Annotated in this window: 16 protein-coding genes; 12 read left to right on the forward strand and 4 right to left on the reverse strand. The window is 67.6% G+C overall.

Going from position 1 to position 19560, the window contains the following annotated elements:
* Positions 1–4: 4 nt before the first annotated feature.
* From rpsK to AC04MD_RS00150, 6 genes are all read left to right on the forward strand, one after another.
* On the forward strand, positions 5–397 hold the full coding sequence (gene rpsK / locus AC04MD_RS00125; protein WP_055941307.1) for a 30S ribosomal protein S11: 393 nt from the start codon (positions 5–7) through the stop codon (positions 395–397).
* Between the two features lie 14 nt (positions 398–411).
* Complete coding sequence (rpsD, locus tag AC04MD_RS00130) at positions 412–1041, forward strand: 30S ribosomal protein S4 (protein WP_055941309.1); 630 nt, start codon at positions 412–414, stop codon at positions 1039–1041.
* A gap of 50 nt (positions 1042–1091) precedes the next feature.
* Positions 1092–2090 carry a DNA-directed RNA polymerase subunit alpha gene (locus tag AC04MD_RS00135; RefSeq protein WP_056878832.1) on the forward strand — a complete coding sequence of 333 codons (999 nt, stop codon included), beginning with the start codon at positions 1092–1094 and terminating at the stop codon, positions 2088–2090.
* Positions 2091–2283: 193 nt separating this feature from the next.
* A complete protein-coding gene (gene rplQ / locus AC04MD_RS00140) occupies positions 2284–2658 on the forward strand; it encodes a 50S ribosomal protein L17 (RefSeq protein ID WP_142124587.1) in 375 nt (124 codons plus the stop codon).
* Positions 2659–2820: 162 nt separating this feature from the next.
* Entirely contained in the window at positions 2821–3336 is a 516-nt protein-coding gene (locus AC04MD_RS00145) for a disulfide bond formation protein B (protein ID WP_475495319.1), read from the forward strand.
* Between the two features lie 51 nt (positions 3337–3387).
* Entirely contained in the window at positions 3388–4782 is a 1395-nt protein-coding gene (locus AC04MD_RS00150) for a class II 3-deoxy-7-phosphoheptulonate synthase (protein WP_475495320.1), read from the forward strand.
* Between the two features lie 18 nt (positions 4783–4800).
* Here the strand turns inward: AC04MD_RS00150 and AC04MD_RS00155 are convergent, their stop codons facing one another.
* The 4 genes from AC04MD_RS00155 to typA form a co-directional block, all read right to left on the reverse strand.
* Positions 4801–8316, reverse strand: a complete 3516-nt coding sequence (locus AC04MD_RS00155) for a bifunctional diguanylate cyclase/phosphodiesterase (RefSeq protein WP_475495321.1) — start codon at positions 8314–8316, stop codon at positions 4801–4803.
* A 102-nt stretch (positions 8317–8418) separates the two neighbouring features.
* Positions 8419–10017 (reverse strand): amidase, encoded by a 1599-nt coding sequence (locus AC04MD_RS00160; RefSeq protein WP_475495322.1) that lies wholly within the window; start codon positions 10015–10017, stop codon positions 8419–8421.
* A gap of 51 nt (positions 10018–10068) precedes the next feature.
* A complete protein-coding gene (locus AC04MD_RS00165) occupies positions 10069–10539 on the reverse strand; it encodes a DUF2127 domain-containing protein (RefSeq protein WP_475495323.1) in 471 nt (156 codons plus the stop codon).
* Between the two features lie 15 nt (positions 10540–10554).
* Positions 10555–12384, reverse strand: coding sequence for a translational GTPase TypA (gene typA / locus AC04MD_RS00170; protein WP_475495324.1), 1830 nt, complete (start codon positions 12382–12384; stop codon positions 10555–10557).
* A 359-nt stretch (positions 12385–12743) separates the two neighbouring features.
* Between typA and AC04MD_RS00175 the strand changes: the two genes are divergently transcribed.
* The 6 genes from AC04MD_RS00175 (at position 12744) to prpE (ending at position 19559) form a co-directional block, all read left to right on the forward strand.
* Positions 12744–13241 carry a peptidylprolyl isomerase gene (locus tag AC04MD_RS00175; RefSeq protein WP_475495325.1) on the forward strand — a complete coding sequence of 166 codons (498 nt, stop codon included), beginning with the start codon at positions 12744–12746 and terminating at the stop codon, positions 13239–13241.
* 51 nt (positions 13242–13292) lie between these two features.
* Positions 13293–14072, forward strand: coding sequence for a hypothetical protein (locus tag AC04MD_RS00180; RefSeq protein ID WP_475495326.1), 780 nt, complete (start codon positions 13293–13295; stop codon positions 14070–14072).
* A 128-nt stretch (positions 14073–14200) separates the two neighbouring features.
* A complete protein-coding gene (locus AC04MD_RS00185; RefSeq protein WP_475495327.1) occupies positions 14201–15403 on the forward strand; it encodes a pyridoxal phosphate-dependent aminotransferase in 1203 nt (400 codons plus the stop codon).
* Positions 15404–15482: 79 nt separating this feature from the next.
* Positions 15483–16469, forward strand: a complete 987-nt coding sequence (locus tag AC04MD_RS00190) for a malate dehydrogenase (RefSeq protein WP_475495328.1) — start codon at positions 15483–15485, stop codon at positions 16467–16469.
* Positions 16470–16559: 90 nt separating this feature from the next.
* Entirely contained in the window at positions 16560–17540 is a 981-nt protein-coding gene (locus AC04MD_RS00195) for a hypothetical protein (RefSeq protein ID WP_475495329.1), read from the forward strand.
* Between the two features lie 117 nt (positions 17541–17657).
* Entirely contained in the window at positions 17658–19559 is a 1902-nt protein-coding gene (prpE, locus tag AC04MD_RS00200) for a propionate--CoA ligase (RefSeq protein WP_475495330.1), read from the forward strand.
* Position 19560 lies beyond the last annotated feature (1 nt).

A 19560-nucleotide genomic window follows, 5' to 3' on the forward strand; every position in this document is an offset into this window, starting at 1 on the left:
CATCATGGCCAAGCCAGCTGCTGCCAAAGTCAAGAAGAAGATCAAGCGCGTCATCACCGACGGCGTCGCCCACGTCCACGCTTCTTTCAACAACACCATCGTCACCATCACCGACCGCCAGGGCAATGCGCTCTCGTGGGCGACCTCGGGTGGTGCCGGTTTCCGCGGTTCCCGCAAGTCCACGCCGTTCGCGGCGCAGGTCGCTGCCGAAAAGGCCGGCCGTGCAGCCCTGGACTACGGCGTGAAGTCGCTGGAAGTCCGCATCAAGGGCCCGGGTCCGGGTCGTGAGTCGGCCGTGCGTTCGTTGAACAACGTGGGCTACAAGATCACCAACATCATCGACGTGACGCCGATCCCGCACAACGGGTGCCGTCCGCCGAAAAAGCGTCGCGTCTAAGGGGGCGATAAGAAATGGCTCGTTATATCGGTCCTACCTGTAAGCTCGCGCGCCGTGAAGGCGCCGACCTGTCGCTCAAGAGCCCGGCCCGTGCGCTGGACTCGAAGTGCAAGCTGGAGCAGAAGCCCGGCCAGCACGGCGCCACCGCCCGCAAGGGCAAGCTGTCCGACTACGCCACCCAGCTGCGCGAGAAGCAGAAGGTCAAACGCATCTACGGCCTGCTGGAGCGCCAGTTCCGCAACTACTACAAGAAGGCCTCGACCAAGAAGGGCAACACCGGCGAGAACCTGCTGCAGCTGCTGGAAACCCGTCTCGACAACGTCATCTACCGCATGGGCTTCGCCGTGACCCGTCCGGCCGCCCGCCAGTTGGTCTCGCACCGTGGCGTGCTGGTCAATGGCAAGCCGGTCAACCTGCCGTCCTACCAGGTCAAGGCCGGTGACGCGATCGCGCTGTCCGAGAAGGCCCAGAAGCAGCTCCGCGTTCAGGAGTCGCTGACGGTTGCCGAACAGCTCGACCTGAACCCGTCGTGGGTCGAAGTCGATGCGAAGAAGTTCAGCGGCGTGTTCAAGGCGGTTCCGGCGCGTTCGGACCTGCCCGCCGACATCAACGAAGCGCTGATCGTCGAGTTGTACTCGAAGTAATTCATTCACGCACCCCCGGGCGACCGGGGGACCGCAGGAGACAAAGCAACATGACGGGTATTACTCAGCAAGTGCTGCGCCCCCGCGGCCCGCAGATCGAGCGCCTGACCGGCAATCGCGCGAAGGTGGTCATCGAACCGCTGGAGCGTGGTTACGGCCATACGCTCGGCAATGCGTTGCGCCGCGTGCTGCTGTCGTCGATCCCCGGCTTCGCGATCACCGAAGTCGAGATCGACGGCGTGCTGCACGAATACAGCACCATCGAAGGCATGCAGGAAGACGTGCTGGAAGTGCTGTTGAACCTGAAGGATGTGGCCATCCGCATCCACAGCGGCGACTCCTCCACGCTGAGCCTGGCCAAGCAGGGCCCGGGCGTGGTCACCGCCGGCGACATCAAGACCGACCACAACGTCGAAATCCTGAATCCGGAACTGGTCATCTGCAACCTGACCAAGGACACGGCGTTGAACATGCGCCTGAAGATCGAGCGCGGTTTCGGCTACCAGCCGGCCGCCGCCCGTCGCCGTCCGGACGAAGAGACCCGTGCGATCGGCCGCCTGGTGCTGGACGCCTCGTTCTCGCCGGTCCGTCGCGTCGCGTACGCGGTGGAAGCCGCGCGCGTCGAGCAGCGCACCGACCTGGACAAGCTGGTCCTGGACATCGAGACCAACGGCACGATCGACGCCGAGGAAGCCGTGCGCACCGCCGCCGACATCCTCAGCGACCAGCTGTCGGTGTTCGGTGACTTCACGCACCGCGACCGCGGCGCGCCGAAGCAGGCTGCCAGCGGCGTGGATCCGGTGCTGCTGCGCCCGATCGACGACCTGGAGCTGACCGTGCGTTCGGCCAACTGCCTGAAGGCCGAGAGCATCTACTACATCGGCGACCTGATCCAGAAGACGGAAGTCGAACTGCTCAAGACCCCGAACCTCGGCAAGAAGTCGCTGACTGAGATCAAGGAAGTCCTGGCGCAGCGCGGCCTGTCCCTGGGCATGAAGCTGGAGAACTGGCCGCCGGCCGGTGTCGCCCAGCACGGCATGCTCGGCTGATGATGTGACACGGAACTCCCGCGTTCGCGCGGGAGTTTCTTTGCTTTACCCGCACCACCTCCGTCGACGGACCTGAAGGCCCGCGACGTTCCGGTCAAGGATGGCCGGTCCGGACCACCCGCAGTCCACTGCTCGAACGCCAGGATGGCGACAGCGAAATCCAACGACCCACCATTCTTTAGGAATCCAACCCATGCGCCACCAGAAAGCCGGTCGCAAGTTCAACCGCACCAGCGCCCATCGCGAAGCGATGTTCCGCAACATGGCCGCCTCGCTGATCAAGCACGGCCTGATCAAGACCACCCTGCCGAAGGCCAAGGAGCTGCGCCGCGTCGCCGAGCCGCTCATCACCCTCGGCAAGATCGATGGCGTCGCCAACCGCCGCCTGGCGTTCTCGCGCCTGCGCGATAAGGAAGCCGTCGGCACGCTGTTCACCACCCTGGGCCCGCGCTACCAATCGCGTCCGGGTGGCTACCTGCGCATCCTGAAGTGCGGCTTCCGTGCCGGCGACAACGCCCCGATGGCGTACGTCGAACTGGTCGATCGTCCGGAAGCGGCGGCCGAATAAGCCCCGCGTCCCGCGGGACACCAGAAACCCCGGCCGATGCCGGGGTTTTTGTTTTTTCGGGCGACCCGGGCATGTCGCGACAGGTGCGGCAAAGTCGCGCAGGGTGACGCGCGGGCCGCGACGCATGGATAATGCGGGCAAGACCTCATGCCACCGGTGCCGATGAATTCTCTCCGCTGGAGTTTCCGCGCGCAGTGTTTCCTGGGTTTCGCGATCTGCGCGGGCCTGCTCGGGTACGCGCTTTACGTGCAGTTCGTGCACCAGCTGGAGCCGTGTCCGTTCTGCATCTTCCAGCGCCTCGCGTTCGCCGCGACGGGCGTGCTGTTCCTGCTCGGCGCCCTGCATGGGCCCCGCCGTCCGGGCGGTCGCAAGGTGTACGGCGTGCTGGCGTTCCTCGGTGCGGCGACCGGTATCGGCATCGCCGGCAAGCACGTGTGGGTCCAGTTGTATCCGCCGCTGATGCCGAGCTGCGGTCCCGGCTGGGACTACATGATCGAGAACAACACCTGGCTCGGCGTCGTGCAGAAAGTGCTCGCGGCCAAGGGCGACTGCAGCACGATCGACTGGAGCTTCCTCGGCCTGACCATGCCGATGTGGAGCCTGGTCTGGTTCGTGCTGCTGGCGGTCTGGGCGCTCTGGATCGGCTTCCGCGCGCGCAGGACCTCGACCTTCCGCTGATTTGACGCGGCGCACCAATCTGGCACGATGGTGGGCCCCCAGGAGTCCACCATGAATCCGTCCGACCGCAACCTGCGCGCCGTCACCCTGCCGTCCCAGTGGGCGCCGGACAGCTGGCGCGCGCGGCCGGCGATGCAGATGCCGACCTATCCGGATCCGGTCGCGCTGGCATCCGCGCTGGACGAGCTGCGCCAGCTGCCCCCGCTGGTGACGTCGTGGGAGATCTTCTCGCTGAAGAAGCAGTTGGCCGAAGCGCAGGAAGGCAAGCGCTTCCTGCTGCAGGGCGGCGACTGCGCCGAGAACTTCAGCGACTGCGAGTCCGGGCTGATCTCTAACCGCTTGAAGGTGCTGCTGCAGATGAGCCTGGTGCTCGTGCACGGGCTGCGCCTGCCGGTCGTGCGCGTCGGTCGCTTCGCCGGGCAGTACGCCAAGCCGCGTTCGGCGGATACCGAGACGCGCGACGGCGTGTCGCTGCCGAGCTACCGAGGCGACGTGGTCAATGCGCCGGAGTTCACCGCCGAGGCGCGCGTGCCCGATCCGCGGCGCATGATCAAGGCGCATGCGCGCTCGGCCATGACGATGAACTTCGTGCGTGCGCTGATCGATGGCGGCTTCGCCGACCTGCACCACCCCGAGTACTGGAACCTCAACTGGGTCGGCTATTCGCCGCTGGCGAACGAGTACCAGCAGATGGTCGCCTCGATCGGCGATGCGGTGCGGTTCATGGAGACGTTGTCGGGTTCCGAGGTGCACAACCTCAACCGCATCGACTTCTACACGTCGCACGAGGCGTTGCTGCTGCCCTACGAGGAAGCGCTGACCCGCGAGGTGCCGCGCCAGTGGGGCTGGTTCAACCTCAGCACGCACTATCCGTGGATCGGCATGCGCACCGCCGCCGTCGACGGTGCGCACGTGGAGTACCTGCGTGGCGTGCGCAACCCGATCGCGATCAAGGTCGGCCCGTCGGTCACGCCGGACCAGCTGCTGCGGCTGATCGACGTCCTGAATCCGGAAGACGAGGGCGGTCGCCTGACCTTCATCCACCGCATGGGTGCCTCGCAGATCGCCGACAAGCTGCCGCCGCTGCTGGACGCGGTGCGTCGCGACGGGCGGCGCGTGCTATGGGTCTGCGACCCCATGCACGGCAACACCGAGAGCACGAGCAACGGGTTCAAGACGCGCCGCTTCGACAACGTGCGCAGCGAAGTCGAGCAGTCGTTCGACCTGCATGCGGCCGCCGGCACCCGCCTGGGGGGCGTGCACCTGGAGCTGACCGGCGAGGACGTCACCGAATGCACCGGCGGCGCACGCGAACTGACCGATGCGGACCTCGAGCGGGCCTACCGCTCCACCGTGGATCCGCGCCTGAACTACGAGCAGTCGCTGGAGATCGCGATGAGCATCGTGCGCAAGCAGAACCAGCTGGCCGCGCCCGCGGCGCGCTGACGCGGCCTCGGCGATCCTCTATGGTGCCGGCGTATCGGCACCGTTCGCCGCCTGCGGAATGTCCCAGGTCGTGCCGCGGGCATAGAGTTTCGCGAAGTCCGCCGCCGGCAGCGGCTTGCTGAAGTAGTTGCCCTGCAGTTCGTCGCAGCCGTTGGTGGCGAGCCAGGCCGCCTGCTCAGGGGTTTCCACGCCTTCGGCGATCGTGCGGCATTGCAGCTGCGTGGCGAGGCTGATGATCGCGCGCGTGATCGCAGCCTGGTTCGATTCGGATACGTCGCGCACGAACGACTGGTCGATCTTCAGTACGTTGAACCCGTAGTTGCCCAAGTAGCTGAGGCTGGAGAAGCCGGTGCCGAAGTCGTCGATGGCGATGCGCACGCCCAGCGCCTTCAACGCTCGCAGCGTGCGGTCGGTACGCTGCACGTCGCGCATCAGCGTGGTCTCGGTGACCTCCAGCTCGAGGAACTCGGCCGGCAGCCCGCTGTCCTGCAGCGCCTCCACCACGGTATCGACGAGGTCGTCGGTATCGAAGTTGGCCGCGGCGATATTGACGGAGACGCGGATCGGCGGAAGTCCGGCCTGTTGCCAGATCCGGTTCTGCCGGCAGGCGGCGCGGATCGCCCACTGGTCGATGTCGACGATGAGATTGGTCTCCTCGGCGATGGGCAGGAACTCGCCCGGCAGCATCAGGCGGTCGCCCCGCTGCCAGCGGGCCAGCCCCTCGACGCCGACGATACGCCCGCTGACGCAGTCGACCTGCGGCTGGTAGTGCAGCGAGAGGTCGCCGTTGCGCAGGCTGCGGCGCAGGCTGTTCTCCAGTTCGATGCGCGCGTCCACGCTGGAGGCCAGCTCGCGCGTGTAGAAGCGCGTGGCGTTGCGGCCGTTGCGCTTGGCCAGGTACATGGCGGCGTCGGCGCGCATCATCAGGGTGGCGGCGTCGTAGCCGTCTTCCGGGAACAGGCTGATGCCGATGCTGAAGGCCTGGTGCAGTTCGTGCGAGGCCACCGTATACGGGGTGCCACCCAGCGCGAGCAGGCGGTCGGCGATCTGCAGCACCCCATCGCGCGCCAGGATATTGGGCAGCAGCACCACGAATTCGTCGCCGCCGGTACGGTACACCGTGCCGAGGTTGCCGATGTTGCGCTGGATGCGCCGCGCCACCTGCTGCAGCAGCTCGTCGCCGGTGTGATGGCCGAGCGCGTCGTTGACGTGCTTGAACAGGTCCAGGTCCAGGAACAGCACGGCGATGCCGTTGCCGTGGTTGGTCGCATGGGTGATCGCCTCGCCGAGGCGTTCGTTGAGCTGCAGCCGGTTCGGCAGGCCGGTCAGCGCGTCGTGGTGCGCGAGATAGGTCATGCGCGAGCTGAGCGCGCGGGACTCGGTGATGTCGCGCAACACCATGACGGTGCCGACCATGCGCTCGTCGCGGTCGTGGATCGGCGACAGCGAGCGCTCGACCAGCATGCGGCTGCCGTCCCGGCGCACCAGCTGCAGGTCGCCCGGCTGTCCCATCGGATGCAATTCGTCCTCCATGCCCGCTTCGATGCGCAACAGCGGCGCGACCTGATCGAGCGGGCGATCGAGCGCCTGCTCCAGCCCCCAGCCGCAGAGCCCTTCCGCGGCCGGGTTCATGTAGGTCACCCGACTCTCGACATCTACCGTGATCACCGCCTCGCTGATCGACGTGAGGGTGACCTCGGCGAGCTCGTTGGCGTTGTGCAGCGCGTTTTCCAGCCGCGCCTTCTCGGTGATGTCGACGGACATCACGAAGAAGCCGCCCACCGCCCCGGTGTCGTCGATGTCGGGCGTATAGAAGTTGTGCAGCCTCCGCGTGCCGTCTTCCGTAACGATGGTGCTCTCGAACTCGCCATCGCGTCCGGACAGTGCCTTCTCGAGGTGCGGCGCGCGCCGCAGGTAGGCCGCTTCGCCTGACAGGTCGCGCATGTGCAGGCCGGGCTGCGGCGGCATGCGCCAGCGGACCTGCTCGGCGAAGGCGCGGTTGTGGAAGACGAGGCGGTGCTGCGCGTCGAATTGCGCGATCAGCGCGGGCAGGCGGTCGGTGACGCGCTTCAGGTGGTCGCGCGCCATCGCCAGTTCGCGGTGCGCCTGGCGCTGCTCGCTGATGTCGTTGCCCATCAGGTACCAGCCAGCGATCTTGCGACCGGACTCGACGTCGGGCACCAGGTACAGATGGACCGCGCGCGCTGGGTTCCCCAGTTCGGCCTCCCAGGCGATCCAGTGGTCCGGCGTGCAGTCCGCCATGGCGCGCTTGAGCCCGGCCAGGAACTCCGGCGCCTGCGCATGCACGTCGTCGACGTCGCGCTCGTTCCATTCGGCCTGCGTGCCCGACCAGGCGCGACAGGCGCGGTTGGTGTAGCCGTAGCGGCCACTGGCGTCGATGTAGGCGATCAGGGCAGGCAGGTGGTCGGCGACGGCGTCCAGCAGAGCGCGGCTGCGACGTTCCGTGCGCGCGAGGTTGTGCAGCAGCAGGAACAGCAGCAGGCCAAGGCCGATGCCGCACAGCATCAGCAGCGCGATCGGCGCCAGGCCGGGCAGGGCTTCGCGCAGGGGCGGCGATCTCAGGACGAGGCGCCATTCGCTGCCCAGCAGGTGCAGCTCGCGTTGCGCGATGAATGCCGGCTGCCACTCGTCGCCGTAGCGGGTCTTCAGTGCCCGGGTCTGGAAGATCGGCTCGTTGCCGTGGTCGTGCGCAAGCAACTGGAGATCGAATTCACCGTCGCCGCCATGGCCGATCGCATCCTCCATCACGCGCTGCCAGCCGAACCCGGCGGTGGCGAAACCCCGCAGCAACCGGCGACGGGCATCGGCGCTTTCGCGCGCGGCGACCGGGTCGGCGTAGACCGGCGCGTACAGCAGGAAGCCCGCCAGCCCCGTGCTGCCCTTTGATGCATCGCCGAGCGCGACCAGGGGCGCGGCGGCCAGTTCGCCGCTGTCGCGGGCCGATTCGATGGCGCCGCGGCGCACGGTTTCCGTCATCACGTCCTTGCCGAGCAGCGGCCGCATCCCCGGCGCTGCCGGATACAGCAGGTCGATCACCACGTATTCGCTGCGATCGCCGGCGGGATGGATGGCGAAGGCATCGCCGTACCGCACGCGCTGCGCGGCGACGTAGGCGTCGCGGTCCGCCAGCAGCACGCGCCGGGCGAAACCCAGCCCATGTACGCCCGATTGGCGGGTAGGCACCTGCAGCTTCTCCACGAAGGCCAGGAAGCCGTCCTGTTCGATGTCCTGGCGGCTCTCCAGCACGGCCGCCGCAGCGCGCACCGTGTCCTCGTAGACGTTCATGTGGGTGGCCAAGGCCGTGGCCACCACGTCGGCACGGGCCTCGAACTGGGCGCGGGCATGTTCGCGTGCCTGTTGCCAGGCGGTCACGCCGGTCCATAGGGACAGCAGGCAGGCAATGACCAGCACGCCCCACGCCAGCGAATTCAGGTTGCGCTGCCGCCTTCGGGCGGTGGATCCGGATCCACTGAGCGCCCGCAGTTCCGATGCCCGGTCCGCGCCTGACTCCACGCGTGTGATCCCCGCCTGCTGGTTGGGGGTTATGACGCCATGAACCCGCTACCGCTGCAAGCACTCCGGTGCACAAAACGGCTCACATTGGCGGGGATCGCCTCAGCGCCGCGCCGCGCGGGCCGGCAGCGTGGGCCAATACTCGGGCGGCTTGCGTGCCCGCGTCCGTTGTTCGTAGTCGTAGCCCAGCGCGATCAGCTGCGCTTCGCTCCATGCCGGCCCGATGAACACCAGGCCCAGCGGCAGACCGTCGCTGTGGCCCATCGGTACGGTCAGGCTGGGGTAGCCTGCGACGGCTGCGGCGCCGTAGCCGGCGCCCGGGAAGTGGTCGCCGGCCTTGTGGTCGGTCAGCCAGGCCGGTCCGGTGGTCGGCGCGATCAGCGCGACCAGCTGCTGGGCCTTGAGCGCGGCATCGATGCCTTCCGGGCCGGCCAGTCGGCGCGCCCGGCTGCGTGCGGTGATGTACTCCGCTTCGCCCAGGCCGCCCTTGGCATTGGCCTGTTCGAACAGCTCCTGGCCGAAGAAGGGCATTTCGGACACCCGGTACTGCTCGTTGTAGCCAATCAGTTGCGTCAGCGTCGTCAGCGGCGCCTTGCGCTCGGTCAGGTAGCGCTCCACGCCGTGCTTGAACTCGTACAGCATCAGCTGGAGCTCATCGTCATTCCATTGCCCGTCGGTGGGGATCTCGGCGTCGACGACGATCGCGCCCGCCTCCCGCATCACCTGGATCGCGCCCTCGAGCGCAGCGGCAGCGTCAGGATGGATCGCGGCCTTGCTGCGCAGGACGCCGATGCGCGCACCCTTCAGGCCCCCCGGTTGCAGGCGCGCGCTGTAGTCGAGCGTGGTGTTCCAGGTCGCCTGGGTGGTGGCGGCATCCGCCGCGTCCCGTCCGGCCAGCGCGGCCAGCAGCAGGGCGGCATCCGACACGCTGCGCGCCATGGGGCCGGCGGTGTCCTGGCTGTGCGAGATCGGCAGGATGCCCTGCCGGCTGACCAGACCGACGGTCGGCTTGAGGCCGACGACGCCGTTGATCGCGGCGGGGCAGAGGATGCTGCCGTCGGTCTCGGTGCCGACACTGACGGTGGCGAGGTTGGCCGACACCGCCACCGCACTGCCGGAGCTCGATCCACAGGGATTGCGGTCCAGCGCGTAGGGGTTGCGGGTCTGCCCGCCGCGTCCGCTCCAGCCCGAGGTGGAATGCGTGGAACGGAAATTGGCCCACTCGCTCAGGTTGGTCTTGCCCAGGATGACCGCGCCGGCCTCGCGCAGGCGCCGCACCAGGAACGCGTCCTGGCCGGGGCGGAAATCCTTCAGCGCCAGCGAGCCGGCGGAGGTGGCCATCGGCACCGCGTCGATGTTGTCCTTCAGCAGCACCGGGATGCCGTGCAATGGCCCGCGCACGGCGTTCGCGCGCCGCTCGACGTCGCGCAGCGCGGCTTCCTTGAGGGCGTCGGGATTCAGTTCGATGACGGCGTTGAGCTGCGGACCCGCCTTGTCGACGGCGGCGATGCGGTCCAGGTAGGCCTGCGTGAGCTTACGACTGTCCAGTTCGCCCGATTGCATGCGCGACTGCAGGTCGGCGATGTCGAGCTCGGCATAGATGAAATCGGTCGGCGCGGGCGCCGTTGCGGCCGGTGGCGTCGCCGGCTGGCAGGCGGCCAGGGCGAGCGTCAGGCAGAACGGCGGCAGGAGTCGACGCATGCAGTCACCTTTGCGGGGTTGCCGCAGGCTACGCAGCGGCCGGGCCGTGCGTCAAATGGTCTTGCGGCGACGGATGTCGCGCCACAGGACCCAGACGATCACCAGATTGACGATCAGCAGCGCGGCGGTGGGCCAGCCGGGGTGGCGATACAGCGCATGGATCTCCAGCGGCAGGTAGGCCGCCGAGCCGATGCAGCCCAGCCACGACGCCCAGGCGCGCGCGCGCCACAGGCCCCAAGCTTCCAGCAGGCGCATGGCGGCGTAGACCGCGATGATCAGCACCGCGATGTGGACGGACTCGGGATTGATCTTGTCCAGCCACTGGCCCATCACGCCGGGACCGGCGCTGGGAACGAAGCGGCTGACGATCGCCTGCACGCTTTCGCGCAGGCGATCCGGGCCGAGCGCCAGCAATCCGCCGGCGAAGGCCAGGGCCAGCACACCCTTGGCGCCCTCGAACAGGGCGATGGCGTGCAGGCCGGGGTGCGCCCTGGGATCCGGGTTGTACGCGGAGGTCTCCAAGGCGCGGTGCGGCGATCAGGCGGCGCGCGAGGCGCGCTTGCGATCGCTTTCGGTCAGGAACTTCTTGCGCAGGCGGATTTCCTTCGGCGTGATCTCGACCAGCTCGTCGTCGTCGATGAAGTCCAGCGCCTGTTCCAGCGAGAACTTGATCGCCGGGGTCAGCTGGATGGCATCGTCCTTGCCCGAGGCGCGCATGTTGGTCAGCGGCTTGGTCTTGATCGCGTTGACGGTCAGGTCGTTGTCCTTGGAGTGGATACCGATCAGCTGGCCTTCGTACACGTTGTCGCCTTCGGCGGCGAACAGCTTGCCGCGCTCCTGCAGCGGGCCCAGCGAGTAGGCCGGCGTGGCGCCCGGTGCGTTCGCGATCATCACGCCGTTGAGGCGCTTGGCGATGGCGCCCTGTTCCTTCGGACCGTAGTGGTCGAACACGTGGAACAGCAGGCCCGAGCCCTGGGTCAGCGTCTTGAACTCGTTCTGGAAACCGATCAGGCCACGCGCCGGGATCTGGTAGTCCAGGCGCACGCGGCCCTTGCCGTCCGGCTCCATGTTCTTCAGCTGGCCCTTGCGGACGCCCAGCTTCTCCATCACGCCGCCCTGGTGGTTCTCTTCCACGTCGACGACGAGCTGCTCGATCGGCTCCATCTGCTGGCCGTCGATTTCCTTGATGATCACTTCCGGACGCGACACGGCCAGCTCGTAGCCTTCGCGGCGCATGTTCTCGATCAGCACCGACAGGTGCAATTCGCCACGGCCGGAAACCAGGAACTTGTCGGCGTCTTCCAGCTGTTCGACCTTCAGCGCGACGTTGTGCACGGTCTCGCGCTCCAGGCGCTCCTTCAGCTGGCGGCTGGTCAGGAACTTGCCGCCCGACAGATCCTTGTGGCCGGCGAACGGCGAGTTGTTCACCTGGAAGGTCATCGAGATCGTCGGCTCATCGACGGTCAGCGCGGGCAGCGCTTCCGGCGTGTCCAGCGCGCAGACGGTGTCGGAGATGGTCAGGTCCTGGATGCCGGAGATGGCGACGATGTCGCCGGCCTCGGCGCTGTCCTGCTCGATGCGCTCCAGGCCCAGGAAGCCCAGCACCTGCAGCACCTTGCCCTGGCGCTTCTTGCCTTCGCGGTCGATGACGGCGACCGGCATGTTCTTCTTCAGCGTACCGCGCTGGATGCGGCCGATGCCGATGACGCCGACGAAGTTGTTGTAGTCCAGCTGGCTGATGCGCATCTGGAAGGCGCCATCCGGGTCGACTTCCGGCTTCGGCGCATGCTTCATGATCGCTTCGTACAGCGGGGTCATGTCGCCGCCGCGCACGCTGTCTTCCAGGCCGGCATAGCCGTTCAGGGCCGATGCGTAGACGATCGGGAAATCCATCTGCTCGGGCGTGGCGCCCAGGCGGTCGAACAGGTCCCACACCTGCTCCACGACCCACTCCGGACGCGAGCCGGGGCGGTCGACCTTGTTGATCACCACGATCGGCTTGAAGCCCATCGCGAACGCCTTCTGGGTGACGAAGCGCGTCTGCGGCATCGGGCCGTCCATCGCGTCGACCAGGATCAGCACGGTGTCGACCATCGACAGCACGCGCTCGACCTCGCCGCCGAAGTCGGCGTGGCCCGGGGTGTCGACGATGTTGATGCGGTTGCCCTGCCAGGTGATGGCGGTGTTCTTGGCCAAGATCGTGATGCCACGTTCCTTTTCCTGGTCGTTGCTGTCCATCACGCGCTCTGCCAGCACGGTGCGCTCGGAGAGGGTGCCGGACTGCTTCAGCAGCTGGTCGACGAGGGTGGTCTTGCCATGGTCGACGTGCGCGACGATCGCGATATTGCGGAGGTTTTCGATGGACATGGATTCTGGGATCGGAAAAGCGCACCCGGATACCCCCTTGCTAAGGGGCAGGGCGCGAGGACGTGGGCGGAAAGAAGCGGCGTATTATAGCGGGCTACGCTGCGCTAAGCACCTGATTTATCGAAAAACGCCTGAATGAACGCCGCCGCGGGGGCGTGCCCTTGAAATCCCCGGCCGGCGCCGTGATCTCGCAGCAGGGCCGGACCTGCCTGGCAGGCCCGGCGCTTCCCTTTCACCGTCCCGGTCGCCGCCGACCGGGGCAGCGGCTCCGTCGCCTCCGCTCCGCGACCGCCATCGGCACGCGGGACACTGCCGGCAGGGCCCCGCAGTCCCTTCAATCACCCCTGGAGAACCGTTCCATGAGTCAGCTGACCGCCACCTTCGACACCTCGCGCGGCCCGATCACGATCGAGCTGTACCCCGACAAGGCCCCGCTGACGGTGGCCAATTTCGTCAATCTGGCCAAGCGCGGCTTCTACGACGGCCTGAACTTCCACCGCGTGATCGCCGACTTCATGATCCAGGGCGGTTGCCCCGAGGGTTCCGGTCGCGGCGGCCCGGGCTACCGCTTCGAGGACGAGACCAACAACGGCGTGCGCCATGAGCGCGGCGTGCTGTCGATGGCCAATGCCGGCCCGAACACCAACGGCAGCCAGTTCTTCATCACCCACGTGCCCACCCCGCACCTCGATGGTCGCCACACCGTGTTCGGCAAGGTCCTGGAAGGCCAGGACGTGGTCGATGCGGTCAAGCAGGGCGACCTGATCACCAAGGTCACCATCACGGGCGACGCCGATGCCGTGCTGGCCGCCAAGGCCGAGCGCGTGGCGGAGTGGAACCGCACGCTGTCCGCGTGATGCAATGAAAGGGCCGGTCGCTGACCGGCCCTTTTCTTTGGGAGCACCACCATGAAGGACCGTTGCCGGCGCGCGACGCGCATGGCCCTGCTGCTCGCGACCGTTCTGATGGCGGCGGCCTGCCGCCAGGACGACGGCACCGAACCCATCGCGGCCGCACCGGAGTTCGAGCAGCCCACGACGGAAAGCTTCCAGCGCAGCCTGGAAGGCCTGTGGAGCACCGAGGACAGCGAGGGCGACGACGCCGAAACGCTTTATGTCTTCGAATGGCAGGCGGGTGGCGGCCTGCACGTGGTGCGCGATGGCGCCTGGCTGGATGGCAAGGTCGAGGACGTCGACCTGGACAACGGCACGCTGGCCCTGCACGTGACCTCCGACAGCGGGCCCAGCGAGACCGTCACGGTGCGCAAGGTGGCGGACGCCGCCACCGAAGGCGCCTTCACCCTGCGCATCACCTGGGGCGGCGGACAGACCGAAGACCTGGGTTTCGTGCGCCGCCTGACCGCCCGCGACCGCGAAGGCGTCGCGAAGGCGGTCCGTACCGCGGGCCAACGGAATGATCCGGGCACCTGCGACACCGACGCGCCTGCCGGCAGCGTGCGCGCGGCGCTGGTCTGCGGACATGAGGAGTTCGGCGTTTTGGACGCCGGCATGCGCAAGCAGTTCAAGGAGTTGGCCGATCGCTATCCCGACGGCGACCGCACCGTTGCCGCGGCGACCCGGCAACTGGATGCCTGCGACACCCCCGCCTGCCTGCGCGCGGCCTATGCGCAGTGGCAGGCCTATTTCGACGAGAACTACGACCTCGGCGACGTGCTCGATTACCAGTGATCGCGCGGGCGTAATGCCGCTGGGCTAGACCATGGGCTAGTCGGTCACGGCTGGGTGGCGTGATACCATTTTGCGCCGCAAAAAAGACGGCGGCGACGCTCCCTGACCTTTCCACGCGAGGTTGTGCAATGCCCCTGCTTGCCCGGCGCATCGGTCGCGCCAAGCCAAGTGCGATCATGGCGGTGGCCGAAAAAGCCAAGACGCTGAAGGCCGCCGGCCGCGACATCATCAGCTTCTCGATCGGCGTTCCGAATTTCCTGCCCGGCGACCACGTCTACCAGGCCGCGCGCGACGCGCTGGCGAAGGACTCCGGCCAGTACGGCAGCAACCGCGGCACCGACGCGTTGCTGGACGCCTTCCTGCAGCACATCGAAGCACTGGGCCTGACCGGCTACACGCGCGCCAACCTGTCCACCGGCATCGGCGCCAAGCACATCCTCTACAACCTGGCCGAGTCGCTGCTGGACGAGGGCGACACCATCGCCTATCCGTCGCCGTACTGGACCACGTACGCCGACATCGCCGACATCGTCAACGCGAAAGCGGTGCCGCTGCCGTGCCCGGCCAGCCAGGACTACAAGCTGACGCCGGCGCAGCTCGACGACGCGCTGGCGACACACACGCCGAAGGTGTTCCTGTTCAACAACCCGTCCAACCCGACGGGCATGGTCTATGCGCGCGATGAAATCGCCGCGCTGGCCGACGTGCTGGTGAAGTATCCGGACACCTGGATCATCACCGACGACATCTACAACCGCATGCTGTTCGACGGGCTGGCGTACACCAACTTCGTGCAGGCGCGGCCGGAACTGCGCGAGCGCACGGTGTTCGTCGACTCGCTGTCGAAGACCTACGGCATGCCGGGCTGGCGCGTGGGCTTCATGGCCGGTCCCGAGGCGGTCGCGAAAGCGCTGACCACGATGAACTCCAACCACATCACCAACGTGCCGGAAGTCGTCACTGCCGCGGCGATCGCCGCGCTGACCGGCCCGCAGGACGTGCCGCTGGCGAAGAACGCCGAATTCCAGGCCAAGCGCGACCAGGTGCTGGCGGCGATGGAGGCGATCCCCGGCGTGGTCTGCCCGCGTCCGCAGGGCGCGTTCTACGTGTTCCCCGACATCAGCTGCGCGTTCGGCAAGTCGCACAACGGCGTGAAGATCGAGAACGACGTCGACGTCTGCAACGCGCTGCTCGACGCCAAGGGCGTGGCCTGCGTGCCCGGTTCGGCGTTCGGCGAGCCGCGCGCGCTGCGCATCAGCTACACCTGCCCGACGCCGCAGCTGGCGCCGGGGCTGCAACGCTTCCAGGAATTCTTTGCCGAACTGACGTAACCGTACTGTGGGCCACGGCCCACGCACTCCCCACGCGGCGGGCCTGGGCCCGTCCTACGAAAACCCGAGGATCCGCACCATGAAAACCCCCGTCCGTGTTGCCGTTACCGGCGCTGCTGGCCAGATCGGCTACGCGCTGCTGTTCCGCATCGCCTCCGGCGAAATGCTGGGCAAGGACCAGCCGGTCATCCTGCAGCTGCTCGAGCTGCCGCTGGAGAAGGCCCAGGCCGCGCTGCAGGGCGTGATCATGGAGCTGGAAGACTGCGCGTTCCCGCTGCTGGCCGGCATCGTCGGCACCGACGATCCGGAAGTCGCGTTCAAGGACGCCGACGTGGCCCTGCTGGTCGGCGCGCGTCCGCGCGGCCCGGGCATGGAGCGCAAGGACCTGCTGCTGGAGAACGCCAAGATCTTCACCGCCCAGGGCGCGGCGCTGAACAAGGTCGCCAGCCGCAACGTGAAGGTGCTGGTGGTCGGCAACCCGGCCAACACCAACGCCTACATCGCGATGAAGTCCGCGCCGGACCTGCCGGCCAAGAACTTCACCGCCATGCTGCGCCTGGACCACAACCGCGCGCTGTCGCAGCTGGCCAACAAGGCCGGCGTGGCCGTGGGCGACATCGAGAAGCTGGTCGTGTGGGGCAACCACAGCCCGACCATGTACCCGGACTACCGCTTCGCCACCGTCAACGGCCAGTTGCTGAAGGACAAGATCAACGACGCCGACTGGAACGCGAACGAGTTCATCCCGAAGGTCGGCAAGCGCGGCGCCGCGATCATCGAAGCGCGCGGCCTGTCGTCGGCCGCCTCGGCCGCCAACGCCGCCATCGACCACGTCCGCGACTGGGTGCTGGGCAGCAACGGCAAGTGGGTGACGATGGGCATTCCGTCCGACGGCAGCTACGGCATTCCGGAGGGCGTGATGTTCGGCTTCGCCGTCACCACCGAGAACGGCGAGTACACGATGGTGAAGGACCTGCCGGTCGACGCCTTCAGCCAGGCCGCGATCGACAAGACGCTGGGCGAGCTGGAAGAAGAGCGCAGCGGCGTGGCGCACCTGCTGGGCTGATCGCGCCCGCATGGTGTACAAGAAGCGCCGGGGATTCCCGGCGCTTTTTTTTTGCCCCGCGTGGGGCGGTGTCCGGGGCAGGGGAAGCGCATGATCGTTCCGCAGTACTGGGCCGAAGGTCGGCTGCAGCATCGCTCGAAGGGCCGGCAGGTCACTGTGCGCCGCTTCGGCTGGTCGGACCTGAGTGCGGAAGATGCGCAGGCGGTCGCGGACGCACGCACGCGCGAGGCATTCGAGCGCGTGCTGGCGGGTGAGCCGCTGGCGCGTCGCGAAGACAGGGTCCCATACAACGGTGCGGTCGGCGTCCCGATCCGCGAAGAGATCGTCGCCCGCGACGGCGATTGCGTGATCACCCGCAATTCCTATGGCGCGCTTTGCCTCAACACGCCGCACGCGCTGTTCGTGGACGTCGACTTCGAGGCGCCTGGTCCCGCCGCCGCCCTGAAGCGCAACGTCCGTCTGCCCTTGCTCGCCTTGGCGGCGGGCACCGGCATCTGGGCCGGATCCTGGTGGGCAGGTCTGCTGGCGGCCGTCGTCGCCTGGCTGGTGGCGGGTCGGGTGATCCGCCATCTCCATGCTGCCCGCATGCGCCGCGACGGTGGTCCGGAGGCATGGGCGAACGCACGCGTGGAGGCATTTGCGACAGCCCATCCCGACTGGTGCCTGCGCCAGTACCGCACGCCGGCGGGATTCCGCCTGCTGGCCATGCATCGCCCTTTCAAACCGTCCGAGCCGGCGGTCGAAGCCTGTTTCAATGCGCTGAAGACCGATCCGCTGTACGCCCTGATGTGCGTGCGCCAGCACTGCTTCCGTGCGCGCGTCAGTCCGAAGCCTTGGCGCATCGGCATTGCCCAGCATCTGCGTCCGCGACCGGGCACCTGGCCGATCAAGCCCGAGCGCATGGCCGGTCGCAGGCACTGGGTGGCCGACTACGAGCGGCGGTCCGAGGGCTTTGCGGCCTGCCGCTACGTGCGCACGCTCGGCGACGGCCAGACCGATCCCCGCATCGACGCCGTACGCGCGCTGCATGACCGCCTGTGCCATGCCGACAGCGCGCTGCCGCTGGCGTGATGCGGTGCTCGCGCCTGCACGCGGGTGCGACAGGATGTCCCATGCGACCAAGGTAGGAAGGTTGGCCGCACTGCGCGGGACTATGCTGCGGACACGCGTCGCATCCGGGAGCATCGCATGGCATACGAAGACGTCTACCGGCGCTCGATCGAGCAGCCCGAGGCCTTCTGGGGCGAGGAGGCGCAGGCGATCCACTGGCACGTGCCGCCGCAGCAGGTGCTGGACTATTCCACGCCGCCGTTCCGCCGCTGGTTCGTCGGCGGGCAGACCAATCTCTGCTACAACGCGGTGGACCGCCATCTCGCCGAACGCGGCGACCAGCTGGCGCTGGTGGCGGTGTCCACCGAGACCGACATCACCCGCGAGCTGACCTACCGCGAGCTGCATCGCGAAGTGAATGCGTTCGCGGCGGTGCTGAAACAGCTCGATGTCGGTCGCGGCGACCGCGTCGTCATCTACATGCCCAACATGGCCGAAGCCGTGTTCGCCATGCTGGCCTGCGCGCGCATCGGCGCGGTGCACTCGGTGGTGTTCGGCGGCTTCGCCGCGCACAACCTGGCGCTTCGCATCGACGACGCGCAACCCAAGCTGCTGATCACCGCCGATGCCGGCAGCCGCGGCGGCAAGGTCATTCCGTACAAGGCGCTGGTCGACGATGCCTGCGCGAAAGCCGCCACGCCGCCGCCGAAGGTGCTGATCGTGTCGCGCGGCCTGGATCCGGCCGAGCCGAAGGTGGCGGGCCGCGACGAGGATTACGCCACGCTGCGCGCCGGTGTCGGCGATGCCGACGTGGCGGTGGAATGGCTGGAATCGAACGAGCCCAGCTACCTGCTTTACACCTCCGGCACCACCGGCAAGCCGAAAGGCGTGCAGCGCGACGTCGGTGGCTACGCGGTGGCGATGGCGCTGTCGATGCGCACCGTGTTCGACGTGGGCCCTGGACAGGTGATGTTCTCCACCTCCGACGTGGGCTGGGCGGTCGGCCACTCGTACAACGTCTACGGCCCGTTGATCGTCGGCGCGACATCGGTGCTGTACGAAGGCCTGCCGATCACCCCGGATGCCGGCATCTGGTGGGCGCTGTGCGAGCAATACGGCGTGCGCACGATGTTCTCTTCGCCTACCGCGGTGCGTGTGCTGAAGAAGCACGACATCGACTTCATCAAGCGCCACGACCTGTCCGAGTTGAAGTACCTGTTCCTCGCCGGCGAACCGCTGGACGAACCGACCGCGCACTGGATCACCGACGCGATCAGCAAGCCGGTGATCGACAACTACTGGCAGACCGAAACCGGCTGGCCGGCGCTGACGCTGCTGCCCGGACTGGACATGAAGCCGGTGCGCTTCGGTTCGCCCGGCTTCCCGAACCTCGGCTACCGGATGAAGGTGATCGACGAGAGCACCGGCGACGAAGTCGGGCCCGGGCAGAAGGGCGTGCTGGTGATGCAGCCGCCGCTGCCGCCGGGCTGCATGACGACCATCTGGAACGACGATGCGCGTTTCCTCTCCAGCTACTTCAGCCACTTCAAGGAGCTGCTGTACAGCTCGCTGGACTGGGCAATCCGCGACGAGGACGGCTACACCTTCATCCTCGGGCGCACCGACGACGTCATCAACGTCGCCGGCCATCGCCTGGGCACGCGCGAGATCGAGGAGTCGGTGTCGGGTTTCGCCGCCGTCGCGGAAGCGGCCGTGATCGGCGTGGCCGATGAACTGAAGGGGCAGGTGCCCGTCGTGTTCGCGACGCTTCGCCAAGCCACCGATGAGCCGCATGAGCGTGTGCAGGCGGCGGATGGCATGCGCCGCACGGTGGAGCAGAGCCTGGGCGCCGTCGCGCGCCCTGCGCGTGTCTATATCGTCAATGCGTTGCCGAAGACGCGCTCCGGCAAACTGCTGCGACGCTCGCTGCAGGCGCTGGCGCAGGGCGCCGATCCCGGCGACCTGTCCACGCTGGACGATCCCAATGCGCTGGAGGAAGTGAAGCGCGCGCTGCAGCGCGGCCCCGACGTCGGCAGCTGAC

Source organism: Pseudoxanthomonas sp. LjRoot206, assembly GCF_056175725.1.

What these genes read in the sequence shown, in the direction of transcription:
- rpsK (WP_055941307.1), top strand. Translation starts at nt 5, where the DNA reads ATGGCCAAGCCAGCTGCTGCCAAAGTCAAGAAGAAGATCAAGCGCGTC.
- rpsD (WP_055941309.1), top strand. Translation starts at nt 412, where the DNA reads ATGGCTCGTTATATCGGTCCTACCTGTAAGCTCGCGCGCCGTGAAGGC.
- AC04MD_RS00135 (WP_056878832.1), top strand. Translation starts at nt 1,092, where the DNA reads ATGACGGGTATTACTCAGCAAGTGCTGCGCCCCCGCGGCCCGCAGATC.
- rplQ (WP_142124587.1), top strand. Translation starts at nt 2,284, where the DNA reads ATGCGCCACCAGAAAGCCGGTCGCAAGTTCAACCGCACCAGCGCCCAT.
- AC04MD_RS00145 (WP_475495319.1), top strand. Translation starts at nt 2,821, where the DNA reads ATGAATTCTCTCCGCTGGAGTTTCCGCGCGCAGTGTTTCCTGGGTTTC.
- AC04MD_RS00150 (WP_475495320.1), top strand. Translation starts at nt 3,388, where the DNA reads ATGAATCCGTCCGACCGCAACCTGCGCGCCGTCACCCTGCCGTCCCAG.
- AC04MD_RS00160 (WP_475495322.1), bottom strand. Translation starts at nt 10,017, where the DNA reads ATGCGTCGACTCCTGCCGCCGTTCTGCCTGACGCTCGCCCTGGCCGCC.
- typA (WP_475495324.1), bottom strand. Translation starts at nt 12,384, where the DNA reads ATGTCCATCGAAAACCTCCGCAATATCGCGATCGTCGCGCACGTCGAC.
- AC04MD_RS00175 (WP_475495325.1), top strand. Translation starts at nt 12,744, where the DNA reads ATGAGTCAGCTGACCGCCACCTTCGACACCTCGCGCGGCCCGATCACG.
- AC04MD_RS00180 (WP_475495326.1), top strand. Translation starts at nt 13,293, where the DNA reads ATGAAGGACCGTTGCCGGCGCGCGACGCGCATGGCCCTGCTGCTCGCG.
- AC04MD_RS00185 (WP_475495327.1), top strand. Translation starts at nt 14,201, where the DNA reads ATGCCCCTGCTTGCCCGGCGCATCGGTCGCGCCAAGCCAAGTGCGATC.
- AC04MD_RS00190 (WP_475495328.1), top strand. Translation starts at nt 15,483, where the DNA reads ATGAAAACCCCCGTCCGTGTTGCCGTTACCGGCGCTGCTGGCCAGATC.
- AC04MD_RS00195 (WP_475495329.1), top strand. Translation starts at nt 16,560, where the DNA reads ATGATCGTTCCGCAGTACTGGGCCGAAGGTCGGCTGCAGCATCGCTCG.
- prpE (WP_475495330.1), top strand. Translation starts at nt 17,658, where the DNA reads ATGGCATACGAAGACGTCTACCGGCGCTCGATCGAGCAGCCCGAGGCC.